The sequence below is a fragment of the Pseudomonas sp. MPB03 genome (assembly GCF_046605385.1).
Classification (GTDB): Bacteria; Pseudomonadota; Gammaproteobacteria; order Pseudomonadales; family Pseudomonadaceae; genus Aquipseudomonas; species Aquipseudomonas zanjanensis.
The window spans coordinates 358955-375681 of the sequence record NZ_CP176770.1; the positions used below are offsets into that span (position 1 = coordinate 358955).

At 61.3% G+C, this 16727-nt stretch carries 19 protein-coding genes; 11 read left to right on the top strand and 8 right to left on the bottom strand.

What is annotated here, in order from left to right:
* Nucleotides 1-10: 10 nt before the first annotated feature.
* The 5 genes from pstA (at nt 11) to ACLH0I_RS01545 (ending at nt 5760) form a co-directional block, all read left to right on the top strand.
* Nucleotides 11-1681, top strand: coding sequence for a phosphate ABC transporter permease PstA (pstA, locus tag ACLH0I_RS01525; protein ID WP_411386109.1), 1671 nt, complete (start codon nt 11-13; stop codon nt 1679-1681).
* Between the two features lie 168 nt (nt 1682-1849).
* Nucleotides 1850-2683 carry a phosphate ABC transporter ATP-binding protein PstB gene (gene pstB / locus ACLH0I_RS01530; protein WP_053127038.1) on the top strand — a complete coding sequence of 278 codons (834 nt, stop codon included), beginning with the start codon at nt 1850-1852 and terminating at the stop codon, nt 2681-2683.
* Nucleotides 2684-2780: 97 nt separating this feature from the next.
* Nucleotides 2781-3542: a phosphate signaling complex protein PhoU gene (gene phoU, locus ACLH0I_RS01535; RefSeq protein WP_186708236.1), complete on the top strand. Its 762-nt coding sequence runs from the start codon at nt 2781-2783 to the stop codon at nt 3540-3542.
* Between the two features lie 168 nt (nt 3543-3710).
* Nucleotides 3711-4628, top strand: a complete 918-nt coding sequence (locus tag ACLH0I_RS01540; RefSeq protein ID WP_411386110.1) for a response regulator — start codon at nt 3711-3713, stop codon at nt 4626-4628.
* Between the two features lie 235 nt (nt 4629-4863).
* Nucleotides 4864-5760: a peptidoglycan DD-metalloendopeptidase family protein gene (locus ACLH0I_RS01545; RefSeq protein ID WP_250963867.1), complete on the top strand. Its 897-nt coding sequence runs from the start codon at nt 4864-4866 to the stop codon at nt 5758-5760.
* Between the two features lie 153 nt (nt 5761-5913).
* Here the strand turns inward: ACLH0I_RS01545 and ACLH0I_RS01550 are convergent, their stop codons facing one another.
* The 3 genes from ACLH0I_RS01550 to phoB all read right to left on the bottom strand — a co-directional run bounded on the left by ACLH0I_RS01550 (nt 5914) and on the right by phoB (nt 9424).
* Nucleotides 5914-7254 (bottom strand): hemolysin family protein, encoded by a 1341-nt coding sequence (locus tag ACLH0I_RS01550; RefSeq protein WP_186708230.1) that lies wholly within the window; start codon nt 7252-7254, stop codon nt 5914-5916.
* Nucleotides 7255-7367: 113 nt separating this feature from the next.
* Nucleotides 7368-8654: a phosphate regulon sensor histidine kinase PhoR gene (gene phoR / locus ACLH0I_RS01555; RefSeq protein WP_411387573.1), complete on the bottom strand. Its 1287-nt coding sequence runs from the start codon at nt 8652-8654 to the stop codon at nt 7368-7370.
* 80 nt (nt 8655-8734) lie between these two features.
* Entirely contained in the window at nt 8735-9424 is a 690-nt protein-coding gene (phoB, locus tag ACLH0I_RS01560; RefSeq protein WP_003177195.1) for a phosphate regulon transcriptional regulator PhoB, read from the bottom strand.
* 152 nt (nt 9425-9576) lie between these two features.
* Between phoB and ACLH0I_RS01565 the strand changes: the two genes are divergently transcribed.
* The gene (locus ACLH0I_RS01565; RefSeq protein WP_411386111.1) at nt 9577-9960 is read left to right on the top strand and encodes a hypothetical protein; all 384 of its coding nucleotides are present in this window, start codon (nt 9577-9579) and stop codon (nt 9958-9960) included.
* A gap of 181 nt (nt 9961-10141) precedes the next feature.
* Here ACLH0I_RS01565 and ubiA read toward each other — a convergent pair whose 3' ends face one another.
* Both ubiA and ACLH0I_RS01575 read right to left on the bottom strand, forming a co-directional pair.
* A complete protein-coding gene (gene ubiA, locus ACLH0I_RS01570; RefSeq protein WP_411386112.1) occupies nt 10142-11032 on the bottom strand; it encodes a 4-hydroxybenzoate octaprenyltransferase in 891 nt (296 codons plus the stop codon).
* Entirely contained in the window at nt 11032-11595 is a 564-nt protein-coding gene (locus ACLH0I_RS01575) for a chorismate lyase (protein ID WP_186708222.1), read from the bottom strand. Before ACLH0I_RS01575 ends, ubiA begins: the two co-directional genes overlap by 1 nt.
* 175 nt (nt 11596-11770) lie before the next feature.
* On the opposite strand from ACLH0I_RS01575, the gene ACLH0I_RS01580 reads away from it, so the two are divergent.
* The 3 genes from ACLH0I_RS01580 (at nt 11771) to ACLH0I_RS01590 (ending at nt 13579) form a co-directional block, all read left to right on the top strand.
* The gene (locus ACLH0I_RS01580; RefSeq protein WP_003177199.1) at nt 11771-11938 is read left to right on the top strand and encodes a rubredoxin; all 168 of its coding nucleotides are present in this window, start codon (nt 11771-11773) and stop codon (nt 11936-11938) included.
* 24 nt (nt 11939-11962) lie between these two features.
* Nucleotides 11963-13111, top strand: a complete 1149-nt coding sequence (locus tag ACLH0I_RS01585; protein ID WP_411386113.1) for an NAD(P)/FAD-dependent oxidoreductase — start codon at nt 11963-11965, stop codon at nt 13109-13111.
* 192 nt (nt 13112-13303) lie between these two features.
* Nucleotides 13304-13579 carry an HU family DNA-binding protein gene (locus tag ACLH0I_RS01590; RefSeq protein WP_003177201.1) on the top strand — a complete coding sequence of 92 codons (276 nt, stop codon included), beginning with the start codon at nt 13304-13306 and terminating at the stop codon, nt 13577-13579.
* A 278-nt stretch (nt 13580-13857) separates the two neighbouring features.
* Here the strand turns inward: ACLH0I_RS01590 and ACLH0I_RS01595 are convergent, their stop codons facing one another.
* On the bottom strand, nt 13858-14949 hold the full coding sequence (locus ACLH0I_RS01595; protein WP_411386114.1) for an aminopeptidase: 1092 nt from the start codon (nt 14947-14949) through the stop codon (nt 13858-13860).
* A gap of 58 nt (nt 14950-15007) precedes the next feature.
* On the opposite strand from ACLH0I_RS01595, the gene ACLH0I_RS01600 reads away from it, so the two are divergent.
* Both ACLH0I_RS01600 and ACLH0I_RS01605 read left to right on the top strand, forming a co-directional pair.
* Nucleotides 15008-15421, top strand: coding sequence for a hypothetical protein (locus ACLH0I_RS01600; protein WP_186708216.1), 414 nt, complete (start codon nt 15008-15010; stop codon nt 15419-15421).
* A 40-nt stretch (nt 15422-15461) separates the two neighbouring features.
* Entirely contained in the window at nt 15462-15887 is a 426-nt protein-coding gene (locus ACLH0I_RS01605) for a hypothetical protein (protein ID WP_411386115.1), read from the top strand.
* Nucleotides 15888-15893: 6 nt separating this feature from the next.
* On the opposite strand, the gene ACLH0I_RS01610 is transcribed toward ACLH0I_RS01605, so the two are convergent.
* Together ACLH0I_RS01610 and ACLH0I_RS01615 are read right to left on the bottom strand one after the other, a co-directional pair.
* Nucleotides 15894-16127, bottom strand: coding sequence for a DUF1161 domain-containing protein (locus tag ACLH0I_RS01610; RefSeq protein WP_250963860.1), 234 nt, complete (start codon nt 16125-16127; stop codon nt 15894-15896).
* Between the two features lie 149 nt (nt 16128-16276).
* A complete protein-coding gene (locus ACLH0I_RS01615) occupies nt 16277-16708 on the bottom strand; it encodes an OsmC family protein (RefSeq protein WP_207967110.1) in 432 nt (143 codons plus the stop codon).
* Between the last annotated feature and the right edge of the window lie 19 nt (nt 16709-16727).

A 16727-nucleotide genomic window follows, 5' to 3' on the forward strand; every position in this document is an offset into this window, starting at 1 on the left:
GTAGAAGTCTGTGAAACAGAACTCCCTGAAAGGATGGTTCAAGAGCGGCGCCCCCGGCGTCTGGATCAGCGGTGGCGCGGTGTCCATCGCGGTCATCATGACCATTGGCCTGCTGGCGGTGATCGCCGTGCGCGGCCTGGGCCACTTCTGGCCGGCGGACCTGATCCACGCCAGCTACAACGTACCGGGCATGCCTGCGCACCTGGTGGTCGGCGAAGTCGTACAGAAAGAAGAAGTGCCTCGTGAGCGCCTGAAAAGCGCCGGCCTGCCGGTGCCGGACGAAGGCCCCGAGTTCATGACCCGCGAACTGATCAAGGTCGGCAACCGCGACCTGAACGGCACCGACTTCACCTGGATCGTCGGCGATTGGCTGAGCAACCAGACGACGCCGCCGGAACTGATGGCCATCGAGCGTCGTGAGTGGGGCAATTTCTACGGCTACCTGGTCAACGTCAAGGAAGGCGGCAAGGTCATCGCCGAAGGCGAGGCCGCCTGGCCGCAACTGCAGGCTCGGGTACAGCGCGTCAACCAGTTGGCCGCCGAGCTCAAGACCCTGGAAAAAGTCGACATCGGCGCCATCAACGCTGGCCTGGAGCGTATCCGCCTGCACGGTCGCAAACTGGAACTGGACGGCAAGCTCGACGCCGCCGCCCAGGCCGACCTGGAAAGCGAACGCGCCGAACTCAACGCCCGCTACAAGGACATCGAAGCGCGCCTGGCCGACCTGCACGCGCAGTTCAACCGCGACAGCCTGACGGCCCGCGATGCCAACGGCAAGGAAGTGGAAATCGAAATCGGCAAAGTGGTGCACGCCTACCAGCCAAACGGCATGGGCACGTTCACCAAGATGGGTTTCTACTTCAGCAAGGTCTGGGAATTCCTCAGCGACGACCCTCGTGAGGCCAACACCGAAGGCGGCATCTTCCCGGCGATTTTCGGCACCGTGATGATGACCCTGATCATGGCGATGATCGTCACGCCGTTTGGTGTGCTGGCAGCGGTCTACCTGCGTGAATATGCCCGCCAAGGCACGATGACCCGCTTGATCCGCATCGCGGTGAACAACCTCGCCGGCGTTCCGGCCATTGTCTACGGTGTGTTCGGCCTAGGCTTCTTTGTCTACGTGCTGGGTGGTTCGGTCGACCGCCTGTTCTTCCCCGAAGCCTTGCCGGCGCCGACCTTCGGCACCCCGGGCCTGCTCTGGGCGTCCCTGACCCTGGCGTTGCTGGCGGTGCCGGTGGTGATCGTGGCCACGGAAGAAGGCCTGGCGCGGATCCCGCGCACCGTGCGCGAAGGCTCCCTGGCCCTCGGCGCGACCAAGGCCGAGACCTTGTGGAAAATCGTCCTGCCGATGGCGAGCCCGGCGATGATGACCGGGATGATCCTCGCCGTGGCCCGTGCCGCCGGTGAAGTGGCACCGTTGATGCTGGTGGGCGTGGTGAAGCTGGCCCCGTCGCTGCCGCTGGACGGCAACTACCCGTACCTGCACCTGGACCAGAAGATCATGCACCTTGGCTTCCATATCTATGACGTCGGCTTCCAGAGCCCGAACGTCGAGGCAGCCCGGCCGTTGGTCTACGCCACGGCACTGCTGCTGGTGCTGGTGATCGCCACCCTCAACCTGTCGGCGGTGTGGATCCGTAACCACCTGCGCGAAAAATACAAAGCACTGGATAGTTGATGGTCGACGCGGACCCTGTAGGAGCGAGCTTGCTCGCGAAGCTTTTGGCGGCCTCGATGGCCCCATCGCGAGCAAGCTCGCTCCCACACTGATCGGCGTTCACTGGAATTTCATGGGGCCGCCAGAAAAGGCGTTCCGAACCGAATTTGTTAGCACAGGGAGCCTCCCATGCAACACGAAGCACATACACACGGCATCAACATGTCGGCCCTGGGCCGCGACAAGCAGAGCCTGGACCTGGCCCAGGAAACTGTGGCCATCGAAGTGCCCGGCCTGAACCTGTTCTACGGCGAGAAACAGGCGCTGTACGACGTCAGCCTGAATATCCCGAAACAACGCGTCACCGCGTTCATCGGCCCGTCGGGTTGCGGCAAGTCGACCTTGCTGCGCACCTTCAACCGCATGAACGATCTGGTGGACGGCTGCCGCGTCGAAGGTGAAATCAACCTCTACGGCAACAACATCTACCGCAAGGGCGAAGACGTGGCCGAGCTGCGTCGTCGCGTCGGCATGGTGTTCCAGAAGCCTAACCCGTTTCCGAAAACCATCTACGAGAACGTGGTCTACGGCCTGCGCATCCAGGGCATCAACAAAAAGCGCGTCCTCGACGAAGCCGTGGAATGGGCCCTCAAGGGCGCGGCACTGTGGGATGAGGTCAAGGACCGTCTGCATGAGTCGGCCCTGGGCCTGTCCGGTGGTCAGCAGCAGCGCCTGGTGATCGCCCGTACCATCGCGGTGGAGCCGGAAGTGCTGCTGCTCGACGAACCTTGCTCGGCCCTGGACCCGATCTCGACGCTGAAAGTCGAGGAGCTGATCTACGAGCTCAAGTCCAAGTTCACCATCGTCATCGTGACCCACAACATGCAGCAGGCGGCGCGGGTGTCCGACTACACCGCGTTCATGTACATGGGCAAACTGGTGGAATTTGGCGATACCGATACGCTGTTCACCAATCCGGCCAAGAAACAGACCGAAGACTACATCACCGGTCGCTACGGCTAGTCGAGGCAACTGCATAGCCGCACTGCGCTATCAGGATCAACATTTAACTGCTTGAAGCTTGCAGCTTGAAGCTTGCAACTTTCGCGGAGCGAACAAGATGATTTCGAAGGAAGGCCTTACTCACCACATTTCCGCACAGTTCAATGCCGAGCTTGAGGAAGTGCGCAGTCACTTGCTGGCCATGGGCGGGCTGGTGGAAAAGCAGGTCAACGACGCGGTGACCGCGCTGATCGAGGCCGACTCTGGCCTGGCCCAGCAGGTGCGCGAAATCGATGACCAGATCAACCAGATGGAACGCAACATCGACGAAGAGTGCCTGCGTATCCTGGCCCGTCGCCAGCCGGCTGCGTCCGACCTGCGGCTGATCATCAGCATCTCCAAGTCAGTGATCGACCTTGAGCGGATCGGCGACGAAGCCACCAAGATCGCTCGTCGCGCCATCCAGTTGTGCGAAGAAGGCGAAGCGCCGCGTGGTTACGTCGAGGTTCGCCACATTGGCGACCAGGTGCGCAACATGGTTCGCGACGCGCTGGATGCCTTTGCCCGCTTCGACGCCGACCTGGCGTTGTCGGTGGCCCAGTACGACAAGATCATCGATCGCGAATACAAGACCGCCCTGCGCGAGCTGGCGACCTACATGATGGAAGACCCGCGTTCCATCTCCCGGGTGTTGAGCATTATCTGGGTGCTGCGTTCCTTGGAGCGTATCGGCGATCATGCGCGCAACATCTCGGAACTTGTCATCTACCTGGTGCGCGGCACCGATGTACGCCATATGGGGCTCAAGCGCATGAAGGAAGAAGTTGAGGGCACCCTGTCCGAAACCGCTAATGTTCCGGGCGCAACTGACGATAAGTAAGATTGCCAAGAAAAGCGCCCGGCCTTCTGGTCGGGCTTTTTTTTGGATTTTTTTTCATCGAAAGCAGCACCCCGCGAACGAAAAGTCCCGGCGTGACTGAAGGTTTTTTGGCAATGTGCCATCAGTAAAAGCGGTATGCTTGCCGGGATTTTTTAGAGGTGTATCTGGATGAGTAAGGTCAGTGTGTTGGTCGTGGACGATGCTTCGTTCATTCGTGACCTGGTGAAGAAGTGCCTGCGCAACTACTTCCCGGGCGTGCGTATCGAAGACGCGGTGAACGGCAAGAAAGCCCAGGCCCTGCTGGCTCGCGAGGCGTTCGACCTGGTGCTGTGCGATTGGGAAATGCCGGAAATGTCCGGCCTGGAACTGCTGACCTGGTGCCGCCAGCAGGACAGTCTCAAGGGCATGCCGTTCGTGATGGTCACCAGCCGCGGCGACAAGGAAAACGTGGTCCAGGCGATCCAGGCCGGCGTTTCCGGCTACGTCAGCAAGCCGTTCACCAACGAACAGCTGCTGACCAAGGTCAAGCAGGCCCTGCACAAGGTCGGCAAGCTCGACACGCTGATGAACAGTGCCCCGACCAAGATGAACTCGGCGTTCGGCAATGATTCCCTCAGCGCCCTGACGGGCGGCAAGGCGCCGGTGGCGGCGGTTGCGTCGGCCCCGGCCGTCCCTGCTGCTGCCGCCCCGGCTCGTGGCCTGCTCAACAGCCCACCGGTCAAGGCACCGGTAGCCGCCGCTTCGACGGCCAATCGCGGCCAAGGCCAGTTGCGTCTGTCCAGTGGCACCCAGCAATGCGTGATCAAGGCCCTGAGCCTCAAGGAAGCGCTGCTGGTGGTCAAACGCTCCGACACCCTGCCGCAAGTACTCGAAGGCGCGGTGCTGGACATGGAACAGGGCGACAACGCCGAAACCGCGCGTCTCAACGGCTATTTGCACGCCATCGTCGCCCATGAGCAGACGCCCGACAGCGAATGGTTGCAACTGACGTTCCGCTTCGTCGACAAAGACCCCCAGAAGCTCGACTACATCTCCCGCCTAATCGCCCGCGGCACGGCGCAGAAGCACTTCGTACCGGGCGCCTGATTCGGCGGCGCCCTTCAGCCCGCTATCGCGAGCAAGCTCGCTCCCACAGTGATGCGTGCAGGCCACAGGTGCGTGCCTGACGCAAATCCCCTGTGGGAGCGAGCTTGCTCGCGATGGGGCCATCAGCCTCAACAACAATCGTTGATCCAATTTTGAAACATCCGTCGACTACGCTGGTCCATCCCAGCTGCTAGGCTGCTGTACAGGCCTTCATTTATCGACAGAATTCTTGCCCATGCTCGTGCCGTTGCTGTTCGCCTGTGGTCTCGTCCTGGCCGCCACCCCGGCCATGGCCATGACCATCTACAAATCCACCGATGCCAACGGCGTGGTGTCCTATAGCGACCGTCCCAGCAAGGGCGCCCAGGTGTTCGTGTTTCGCGACCGCATGGTCGAACGCCTGGAGCGCCAGGTGTTTCTCGATATCAAGAAGCAGAATGGTGCGGACGCGGTGTTCGTGCGCAACGATTTGTACGCGCCGGTGGAGATCGAGTTGAGTTTCGCCGGGCTGCGCAATGTCAGCGGGGCGCCGAGCCGGCCGATTCGTCGGGTGCTGCCGGCACGCAGCAACCTGCGCCTGGCGCTGCTGACGGCTACCCGGCCCGGTCGGCCGCTGGTGTATACCCCAAGGTTCGAATATTCCCTGGGCGACCCGGCAGGCGCCGCCGAGGCCTATCGATACCCGCTGCCTTGGCGCGGCGGGCCGTTCCGGCTGAGCCAAGGCGCCAACGGCCAATATAGCCATTACGGCCCGAAGAACCGCTACGCCATGGACATCGCCATGCCCGTAGGCACGCCGATCATCGCCGCGCGAGGAGGCGTGGTGATCAAGACCGAAAACGAACAGACCGGCCGCGGGGATGATCCTGCGGGCAACTTCGTGCGGGTGCTGCACGACGACGGCACCATGGGCGTCTACCTGCACCTGCAGAAAGGCTCGGTGAGCGTACGGGAAGGGCAGCGGGTCGCGGTGGGCACGCCGTTGGCGTTGTCGGGCAATACCGGCAACAGCTCAGGCCCGCACCTGCATTTCGTGGTGCAGCGCAATACCGGGTTGGGGCTGGTGTCGATTCCCTATCAGTTCAATCAACCGGTGGGCGACTTGCCCAACTTTGCGTTGGGCAAGCAGTAGCACTGTAGATTCGGGAGGCTTTTTTGTGGCGAGGGAGCTTGCTCCCGCTCGGCTGCGAAGCAGTCGTCGCTTTTGGGGCCGCTTCGCGACCCAGCGGGAGCAAGCTCCCTCGCCACAGCGGGTTATGCCTTCAACTTGCGGGAAGTTTGATGCTCAATCGAGCATCAACACCTTCGCCAGGATGATCTTCGGCCCTTTCATCTTCTTGATGATGATCCGCAGGCCTTCGACTTCCAGCACTTCTTCCTCTTCCGGCACGCGCTTGAGGGTTTCATAGACCAGCCCGGCCAGGGTTTCGGCTTCGATGTGGTCCAGGTCGATCCCCAGCAGGCGCTCGACCTTGAACAGCGGCGTGTCGCCACGTACCAGCAGCTTGCCCGGCTGGTAGGCCAGGATCCCGCGTTCGGCCTTGCGGTGTTCGTCCTGGATGTCGCCTACCAGCACTTCCAACACGTCTTCCATGGTCAGGTAGCCGATGATGTTGCCGTCGGCTTCCTCGACCACGGCGAAGTGCGAGCCGCCCTTGCGGAACTGCTCCAGCAACTGCGACAGCGGCATGTGCCGCGACACGCGCTCCAGCGGCCGGGTCAGTTCGGCCAGGTTGAACGATTCGGGGATGTGGTCCAGGGCCGCCAGTTCCAGCAGCAGGTCCTTGATGTGCAGCAGGCCGACGAACTCCTGGCGCTCGCTGTCGTACACCGGATAACGGCTGAACTTGTGGCGACGGAACATCGCCAGGATTTCCTTGAGGGGCGCGTTGAACTCCAGCGTCACCAGGTCTTCCCGGGAATTGGCCCAGTCCACCACTTCCAGCTCGCCCATTTCCACGGCCGAGGCCAGCACGCGCATGCCTTGGTCGCTCGGGTCCTGGCCCCGGCTGGAGTGCAGGATCAGCTTCAGTTCTTCGCGGCTGTAATGGTGTTCGTGATGGGGGCCGGGCTCGCCTTGGCCGGCGATGCGCAAGATGGCGTTGGCGCTGGCGTTGAGCAGGTAGATCGCCGGATACATGGCCCAGTAGAACAGGTACAGCGGCACGGCGGTCCACAACGACAGCAGCTCGGGTTTGCGGATGGCCCAGGATTTGGGCGCCAGTTCACCGACCACGATGTGCAGGTACGAAATGATGAAGAACGCGGTGAAGAACGACACGCCTTTGATCACTTCCGGCGACTGCACGCCAATCGCGCCCAGCAACGGCTCGAGGATGTGGGCAAACGCTGGCTCACCGACCCAGCCCAGGCCCAGGGACGCCAGGGTGATACCCAGCTGGCATGCCGACAGGTAAGCGTCGAGCTGGCTGTGGACGGTGCGCAGGATATGCCCGCGCCAGCCGTTCTGCTCGGCGATGGCCTCGACCCGGGTCGAACGCAGCTTGACCATGGCGAATTCGGCCGCAACGAAAAATCCGTTGAGCAGAACCAGGATCAGAGCAAAAAGAATCATGCCGAATTCGGCGAAGAGTGTGACGAGGGACAAGCCAGGGGAAGGGTCCATGATGGGGTTTTGCGGGTTCCGAATAGTCGTAGGAATTGAAAATGAGCGCCTGAAAAGGCAGGCGCAAGTCAGTCAATGTAGCGGCTGACTCGGCGATTGCCTAGTGGGCGCTTTCAATCAGCGGGGCGAGCGAGGCGTGTGCGAACCACCTGGGCCGGGGCGAAATGACAGGTAAACGTGCTGCCATGGCCGGGCACGCTGCTGATCTCCATGCGGGCGCGATGGCGCAGCAGGACATGTTTGACAATGGCCAGGCCCAGCCCGGTGCCACCGGTATTGGAGTTGCGGCTGGAGTCGACGCGGTAGAAACGTTCGGTCAGGCGCGGCAGGTGCTTGCTGTCGATGCCGATGCCCGAATCGCGCACGCTCAGGTGCGCGCCTTGCTCGTCGCCCCACCAGCGCACATGGATGCGGCCCTGCTCCGGCGTGTACTTGACCGCGTTGAATACCAGGTTGGAAAACGCACTGCGCAGTTCCGCCTCGCTGCCCTTGAGCTGCACCGCCGGGTCGGCTTCCAGGGTGATGGTCTGCTGCTTGGAACCGGACAGCTCCTGGGCATCTTCGACAATGGTTTGCAGCAGGTCGTCGATCGGCACCGGCTGGTTGTCCGACGGGTAATCGGTGGCTTCCAGCTTCGCCAGCAGCAATAAGTCGTTGAGCAGGGTCTGCATGCGCCCACTCTGCTGGTGCATCTGCTGCAAGGCCCGGCTCCAGCGCGGGTTCACCTCCTCGACGTTGTCGAGCAGGGTCTCCAGGTAGCCGCAGATCACCGTCAACGGCGTGCGCAATTCGTGGGAAACGTTGGCGATGAAATCCTTGCGCATCTGTTCCAGCTGATGGATGCGCGTGACGTCGCGCACCAGCATCAAGTGCTCGTTGTTGCCGTAGCGGGTGATGTACAGCTGGATACGCAACCGGTCATTGGTGGGCGAAGGGATCTCCAGCGGCTCGGCGTAGTTGGCTTGCTCGAAATATTCCTTGAAGCGCGGATGGCGCACCAGGTTGGTCACTGGTTGGCCGCTGTCCTGGGGCGTCTTGAGGCCCAACAGGGTCTCGGCAGCGCGGTTCCACCATTCCAGGTTGCCTTCGCTGTCGAGCATGATCACCGCGTCTTTCAGCGCGGCGGTGGATTCCTGGACCCGGTCGATTACCGCCTGCAGGCGCCCGCGGACGCGCTGGTCACGCCGTTGCAGGTGGTAGATGCTGTCGAACACCTCACCCCATAGGCCATAGCCGTCGGGCGGGGCTTCGTCGGGTTGATGCAGGCGCAGCCATTCATGCAGGCGCAGCAGTTGCTTGAGTGTCCAGGCCAGGTAAAGCCCCAGGCCCGCGGCCAGGCTCCAGCCGTAATAACCGCTGATCAGGCCGATCAGCAAACAGCCAGTCACCAGCAACAACATGTGGCGAATCAGGGTGCCATGCCAGTTTTGATTCACGTGACGCGCGTCCTTGTCAGCTTGTCGGGCGGTAAGGGCTCGGATCAGGCCTTTGTCGAAAAACGATAACCGGTGCCGCGCACGGTTTGTACCAGATTTTCATAGGCATCGCCGAGGGCCTTGCGCAGGCGTCGGATGTGCACGTCCACGGTGCGTTCCTCGACGTAGACGTTGCCGCCCCAGACCTGGTCCAACAGTTGGCCGCGGGTGTAGGCACGTTCCTGGTGAGTCATGAAGAATTGCAGCAGACGATATTCGGTCGGGCCCATCTCGGCGGGTTTGCCGTCGATGGTCACGCGGTGGCTGATCGGGTCGAGCAGCAGGCCACCGACTTCAATCGGCGCTTCGCCATCGGTCGGCCCGGCGCGTCGCAGCACGGCCTTCAGGCGCGCCACCAGCTCCCGTGGGGAGAACGGCTTGGTGATGTAGTCGTCGGCGCCGACTTCCAGGCCTTGGATCTTGTTGTCCTCTTCGCCCTTGGCGGTGAGCATGATGATCGGAATATCACCGGTCAGCTCGTCGCGCTTGAGCCGTCGCGCCAGTTCGATGCCTGACGTGCCGGGCAGCATCCAGTCCAGCAGGATCAGGTCGGGCTTGCGGTCGACGATGATGGCATGGGCCTGTTGAGAGTTTTCTGCTTCCATGCAGTCATAGCCGGCCATCTCCAACGCAACGGCGATCATCTCGCGGATGGGCGCCTCGTCGTCGACGATCAGAATGCTCCTGCCAACCATGGGGTAATCCTCTTGTCATTTAACTGTCTTGCGCCGCATTAGATAACGGAATTATTGCAGTCGTGTGACAGTTATTTCCTCAGGCGGCAGCGAGGGGGATCCTGGACTAAGCTTTTCAGTCCGAATCCTGACAACCACAAGAGAAGGTTTCCATGAAACAAATGACTGTTTCTTTCAACGCCCTGCTGATGGCAGTTGCTCTGGCCCTGCCTGGGGTTGCGATGGCTGCCGATCCTGCAATGGAGAAGGATGGCATGTTCACCGACCATAAGGGCATGACCCTTTACACCTTTGCCAAAGACTCGGCTGGTAAGTCGGTATGCAATGACAAGTGTGCGGCTAACTGGCCACCGCTGATGGCTGAGAAGGGTGATAAATCCATGGGCGACTGGACCGTGATCAAGCGCGATGATGGCTCAATGCAGTGGGCCTATCAGGGCATGCCGCTGTACACCTTCGTGATGGACAAGAAGGCCGGGGACATGACCGGCGACGGCAAAATGGACGGCGCCTGGAAAGTGGCCAAGGCCAAGTAACGCGTCCCGCTGAGACACTTTTTTGTGGCGAGGGAGCTTGCTCCCGCTCGGTTGCGTAGCGACCGCAAAAATCTTGGGGCCGCTCCGCAGCCCAGCGGGAGCAAGCTCCCTCGCCACAAAAGGCTTTCATAAGCCAAGGTTCATGCTGGCATGAGCTAACGTTCAGTGCTCGGGCTCGGCTTCAGCGCAACGCGTAATCCAACACAATCCCCACGAAAATCGCCAAGCCGGCCCAATGGTTGTGCAAGAAAGCCTTGAAGCAGCGCATCCGGTCCCTGCCTCGGGTGTACCAGAATTCCCAGGCGAAGCACGCGGCCGCGGCCACCAACCCCAGGTGGAACCAGCCACCCAGTTGGAATTTAGACCCGGCCAACAGCAGGCAACCCAAGGCCAGGCCTTGCAGCGTCAGGATGATCACCCGGTCGGCATCGCCAAACAGGATCGCCGTGGACTTCACGCCGATGCGCAGGTCGTCGTCCCGGTCGGTCATGGCGTAATAGGTGTCGTAGCCCACTGTCCACAGCAGATTGGCGATGTACAGCAACCAGGCGGCCGCCGGCAGATGCCCGGTTTCGGCGGTGAACGCCATCGGCATGCCCCAGGAGAACGCCGCCCCCAGCACCACTTGCGGGTAGTAGGTATAACGCTTCATGAACGGGTAACTGAATGCCAAGGCCAGGCCGCCGAGGGACAGCAGGATGGTCGGTGCATTGGTGCACAACACCAGCAGGAAGCTCACGCTCATCAGCACGGCGAAGAACACCAGCGCCTCCTTCGAACTGATCTTGCCGCTCACCAGCGGGCGTTGTTCGGTGCGTTTGACGTGGCCGTCCACCTTGCGGTCGGCCCAGTCATTGATCACACAGCCACCGGCACGGGTCAGCACCACACCGAGGATGAAAATCACCACGTTGGCGATGGACGGCGAGCCTTCACCGGCAATCCACAGTGCCCACAACGTCGGCCACAACAGCAGGTAGATGCCGATGGGCTTGTCCATGCGGGTCAGTTGCACGAAGTCCCATGCCCGTGGGTTCAGGCGATTCAAGGATTTGAGCAGTTGCACATACATCAGCAATTCTCCGAATAGGCGCGGGCGACGGTCCACAAGCGGGGCAGGAAGATTTCCGCCACCAGCACGCTCAACGCACCGCGGTCGAAACGTGAACGGCGCCCCCACAGGCCACTGGCGCGTACGTCTTCCGGCAAGCCGGCCTCGGGGTAATGGCAAACCTCGATGGCGCGGCGCTGGAACGCCTGGTCGCAAAACAGCAATTCGCCCAGGGAGCGGCTGCCCAACTCGTCCATCTGTAACCCGTCACCCTGCAAGGCGCTGCGCGCCGCCACGCTGCGGGCGAACACCCAGGGCTGGTCGCGACCGCGCAGATACACCTCGCGTACCCAACCCTCGCTGCCCTCGGTCAGGTCGAGCGCGGCACATTCGTCGGCGCGCAATGGCTGCCAGCCTTCGAACAATGGGGTCACGCTGAAGTGGCCGTCCGACAGGCGCGTGAGGCGCCGGGTCAGGGAGCCTTCGTCGAACAACCAATCGAGTACTCCGGCATCGGGACGGGGCGACAGCAGGTGCTGGGGCAGCCATTGGAGTGTAGGAAAAATCGAATTTGTATGCGGCACAGAGGTCTTGAATGGCAGCAAATGAGGCCGCGAGCTTACCATGTCGGTCGCGGGTTTTGACCGGCCTGGCCTGCGGCCTGCCGATCGTGCTTGCATCTGGCGCGACCGATCAGTACAAAACGGCCCTGAGCCGGAAAATACCGGCCAAGGCCTGACATCTCGAGGAAGTATTGGAATGAAGAAGTGGCAATGTATCGTCTGCGGCCTGATCTACAACGAAGCTGACGGCTGGCCTGACGATGGCATCGCGCCCGGCACTCGCTGGGAAGATGTACCGGCGGACTGGCTGTGCCCGGACTGCGGTGTCGGCAAAATGGATTTCGAAATGATCGAAATCAACTGATCGTTTCATTTAATGGAGAGCAACATGAGTGCACCTGTCGTCATCGTCGGTACTGGGCTGGCCGGTTATAACCTGGCCCGGGAGTTTCGCAAGCTCGACAGCGAGACCCCGCTGCTGCTGATCACCGCGGATGACGGTCGCTCATACTCCAAGCCGATGCTTTCCACGGGCTTTGGCAAGAACAAGGATGCCGACGGTTTGAGCATGGCTGAACCGGGGGCCATGGCCGAACAACTCAAGGCCGAGGTGCGGACCCACACCCGCATCAGCGGCATCGATCCGGGCCACAAACGGCTGTGGATTGGCGAGGAGGCGGTGAACTACCGCGACCTGATCCTGGCCTGGGGCGCCGAAACCGTGCGCGTGCCGGTACAGGGCGACGCGGCGGACCTGATCTTTCCCATCAACGACCTGGAAGACTACGCGCGCTTCAGGGCTGCGGCCGTCGGCAAGCGCCGGGTGTTGCTGCTGGGTGCCGGTCTGATTGGCTGCGAGTTCGCCAACGACCTGAGCCTGGGGGGCTACGAAGTCGAGTTGGTGGCGCCGTGCGAGCAAGTCATGCCGACGCTGCTGCATCCGGCCGCTGCGGCAGCGGTCCAGGCCGGGCTGGAAAGCCTCGGCGCGCGCTTCCACCTGGGCCCTGTGCTCAACCGCTTGCAGAAGGTCGCCGATGGGCTGGAGGCGCACCTGTCCGACGGCCAGGTGATCGCCTGCGACCTGGTGGTCTCGGCCGTCGGCCTGCGTCCACGCATCGACCTGGCGGCGGCCGCCGGGCTGGTGGCCAACCGCGGCGTCGTGGTCGATCGCCACCTGAAAACCTCCCACGCCAATATCTACGCCCTGGGCGATTGCGCCGAGGTCGACGGCTTGAACCTGCTGTATGTCATGCCGCTGATGAGCTGCGCCCGGGCCTTGGCCCAAACCCTGGCCGGCAACCCGACTGCCGTCAGTTACGGTGCCATGCCGATTACCGTAAAAACCCCGGTGTGCCCATTGGTCGTGTCGCCGCCACCGCGAGGCAGCGAAGGCGTGTGGAGCGTCGAAGGGATGGGCGCGGACATCAAGGCACTGTGCCGAGACGCTCAAGGCAATCTGTTGGGCTACGCGCTGACGGGCACGGCAGTGATGGAGAAACTGGCGCTGAACAAGGAGCTTCCAGCCCTGCTGGCGTAAATACTGGTCGTTCTGTCGCAAAAACCCTACTTTTGGTCCCACAAAGGTCTTCCGGACACTGGCGCGGTGTTCGGCACCGTGCCATCCTCACTCCCGTCTGCCGCAGAGTAGAGCCTGCGGCGCCTTAGGGGCTGTTCCAAAGAGAACAGCACGGACATAACAACAAAAAAACCGTCAAAGGGGCTTCATTTCATGCGTAAACCAGAACTCGCCGCCGCTATCGCGGAAAAAGCAGACCTCACCAAAGAACAAGCCAACCGCGTCCTCAACGCCGTCCTCGAAGAAATCACCGGCGCCCTGCACCGCAAGGACAGCGTTACCCTGGTGGGCTTCGGCACTTTCCTGCAACGCCACCGCGGCGCCCGCACTGGCAAGAATCCACAAACCGGTGAGCCAGTAAAGATCAAGGCCAGCAACACCGTTGCCTTCAAACCAGGCAAGTTCTTGAAAGACAGCGTTAACCCATAATTGCGACGAGTACCTCGGCCAGGGGGAAGAAAGCAGCAATCGAAAGGGCATACCGATGAATCGGTATGCCCTTTTTTATGTGCCGTTGCTGGCCGTGGCGAGGCATCCAATGTGGGAGCGAGCTTGCTCGCGATGGCGATAGTACCGTCACCATTGAAGCAAGCTGACCCACCGCTATCGCGAGCAAGCTCGTTCCCACACTGAAACGGCGTCGAGCCTGGATGGCATGAACAACGACGAACAAATGTGGGAGCGAGCTTGCTCGCGATGGCGCCCGCCTAGTCCGCGGAAGTCTTCGGCTCCGCCAACACCTTCAAGGCCGCCTTGCGCTCGTCGATCGGCAACTTGCCCAGCTGTTCCACCGCCGTGTAAAACCCAACCCAGTCCCCATCCTTCTTCTTGAACAGCGCCGCAAACGCCGGCACCCACTGGTCATACAGCCCGAACGGCAGCAATCGCGCATTGTTCAAGGGCGCATAGACCCAGGCGTCGTAGCGTTTGTCGCCTGCCCATTGGGTATCGCGCAGTTGCTCATAGTCGGTGCGCAGGCGTTCGAACTCCGCCGCTTTGCGTTGGCGCATTCCCTCGGCCGGCAAGGGTTGGGCGTAGAGCTTTTCCAGGCGCTGGCGGGTATCGAGGATCAGTTGGATGAACTGGTCGCGCTGGCGCACCTGCTTGCCATTGTCCGGCGCCAGCCCACGACTGGCGCGCCATTGTCGGGTGCCTTCCTGTTCGACGAAGGTGGCGAAGGACTCATTGAATTCAGTGTCGTCCTGTACATAAAACCGTTGGTGCGCCAGTTCATGAAAGATCAGCGTCGCCAGGCGTTCGTCGCCCCAATGCATCATGGAACTCAGGATCGGATCGTCGAACCAGCCCAGCGTCGAATAGGCTTCTACCCCACCAATCGTGACGTCCATGCCCTGCAAGCGCTGCAACGCGGCCTCGCCGCGGGCGGCGCCCTGGCTGTAATAGCCGCGATAAGCCACGCAACCGGCAATGGGAAAACAATGGTTGTGCGGTGCCAGGGAAAACTCTGGCGTGGCGAAGACATTCCAGACTACGAACGGCCGGCCAATATCCGCATACAGGCGATAGCTTCGATTGTTCGGTAGATGCAGGTGATTACTGGCGAACGTCCGTGCCTCGCGCGCCTGGGCCAGGTGCGCCTTGAGTTGGGCATCGCGGGCGGGGTCGGCAATGACCTGATCGATAGGCTCGCGGGCCTGCAACAACCGCAGCTGCCCGCCGACGAGTTGGCTGTAGTAACCAGCGCTAGCGCAACCGTTCAGTAACAAAAGCAAGAGGCCTGGAAACAAAATCTGGAAAACACGGTCGAGTAACCGATGGCTTGAACGCGGCCTGATCAATTGGAATCACCTTGGGAAGTCTGCCCACAAGACTATCTCGCTTGCCTGGAGCTTCGCTATGCGCGTGTTGATGCTGACGAGTGGCCTGTTGTTGCTCACCGGTTGTGCCGGCTTGCCTGACCCCGATCCATCCCAAGCGTGGATCGATCTGGGCAACCAGCAGGACACCGCGCTACAGGCGCTGGAAGTCGATGACAAGATGTCCGTCGACCGACGTTATTTCGAAGTGCAACCCGGCAGCCACGAGTTGACGGTGCGTTACCAGTTTGCCGTCGAACCCGGCAACATCGGCCCGGACGCGGAGCCGCTGTGGCGCGATTGCCGGTTGAACCTGAAATTCAAGGATTTCAACGCCGGCCAACGTTACCAGCTGCAGGCCGGCAGCATTGGTTTCCGGCCTTGGGCCAAGCTTTACGATCAGCAACGCAAGGTGGTGGGGCAAGGTACGCCGGCGGGCTGCCAACAAACGTGATTGGCGCTATGCTCAGGGCCTGGTTTTAAGGAAACTCATCATGCGCTTATCCTTGCTGTTACTGGCCCTGGTCTCCATGAGCGGTTGCGCAACGAGCCCGCTGCCCCAGGTCGACCCGAACATGGCGTGGGTTGATTTTGCTACGCCCATGCCGGGCGGCAAAATGCTGATGGCTGAAAGCCTGGACGGCCAGCGCTTGCGCGACGGACGGTTCTTCCAGGTTTCGCCGGGCAGCCACGAACTGAAAGTGCGCTTCGACTTCGAAGTATTCAGTGGGGGTGGGTTGGGCATGCAGGCCGAACCCCAAGAGCGGATGTGCTATATGCTCGTGCGTTACGACCATTTCGAGGCCGGCCAGCGCTATCGTCTGGAGGCTCGCAACCTGGCATTCACGCCGAGCGCCCGGCTCTATGACGGCAAGCGTCAAATCGTCGCCGAGGAACGGCAGATCAATTGCGTTCCGTAGGACTCCCTAGCGGTCGTTCTTCTGGTAGATGATTTTCTTCGTGCCGTTATCGCAACTGCCCACCACCATGTTCTCGTCGTGGACTTCGTCATTGGTGACGATTTCCAGCGTGTAGGACGACACGTTGTTCGCCTGGATCTTCGCTTCGATTTCCCCTTTCAGCTCCTCACAGGATTTGGGAGCCGCAAGGGCTGATGCAGCGAATGCGCAGCCGATGACCACCAGGGCTGATCGTTTCATGTTCGAATTCCTCATGGCAGCACGCACTGCCTGTGCGCTGAAACTGCGAGCTTCATTCGATCATAATTGCGCCAGGGTAAACAGCTCGACCGTATTCAAGAAATCGCAGCCTTCGACAATGCCTGCGAAGGCTGCGACCCTTTCATGGGTCAGTTCACCAACGTCGCATCCAGGGTAATCTGGGCGTTCAGCACTTTGGAAACCGGGCACCCCTCCTTGGCTTTCTTGCTCAATTCGTCGAATTGCGCCTGGCTCGCGCCGGGGATTTTCGCCTTGAGTATCAGCTTGACCGCCGTGATCGCGAAACCGCCCTCGACCTGGTCCAGGGTCACTTCAGCGTTGGTGTCGATGCTGTCGGCCTTGAGCCCGGCGTCGCCGAGGATCATCGAAAAGGCCATGGAAAAGCAGCCGGCGTGGGCCGCGCCGATCAATTCCTCGGGGTTGGTGCCCTTGCCGCCTTCGAATCGCGCCTTGAAGCCATAGGGCGCCTCGCGCAACACGCCGGTTTCCGTGGAAATCGAGCCGATACCGGTTTTCAGGTCACCTTCCCAATGAGCCGATGCTTTCTTGATGATAGCCATGTCTGCCTCCTGAAGATCC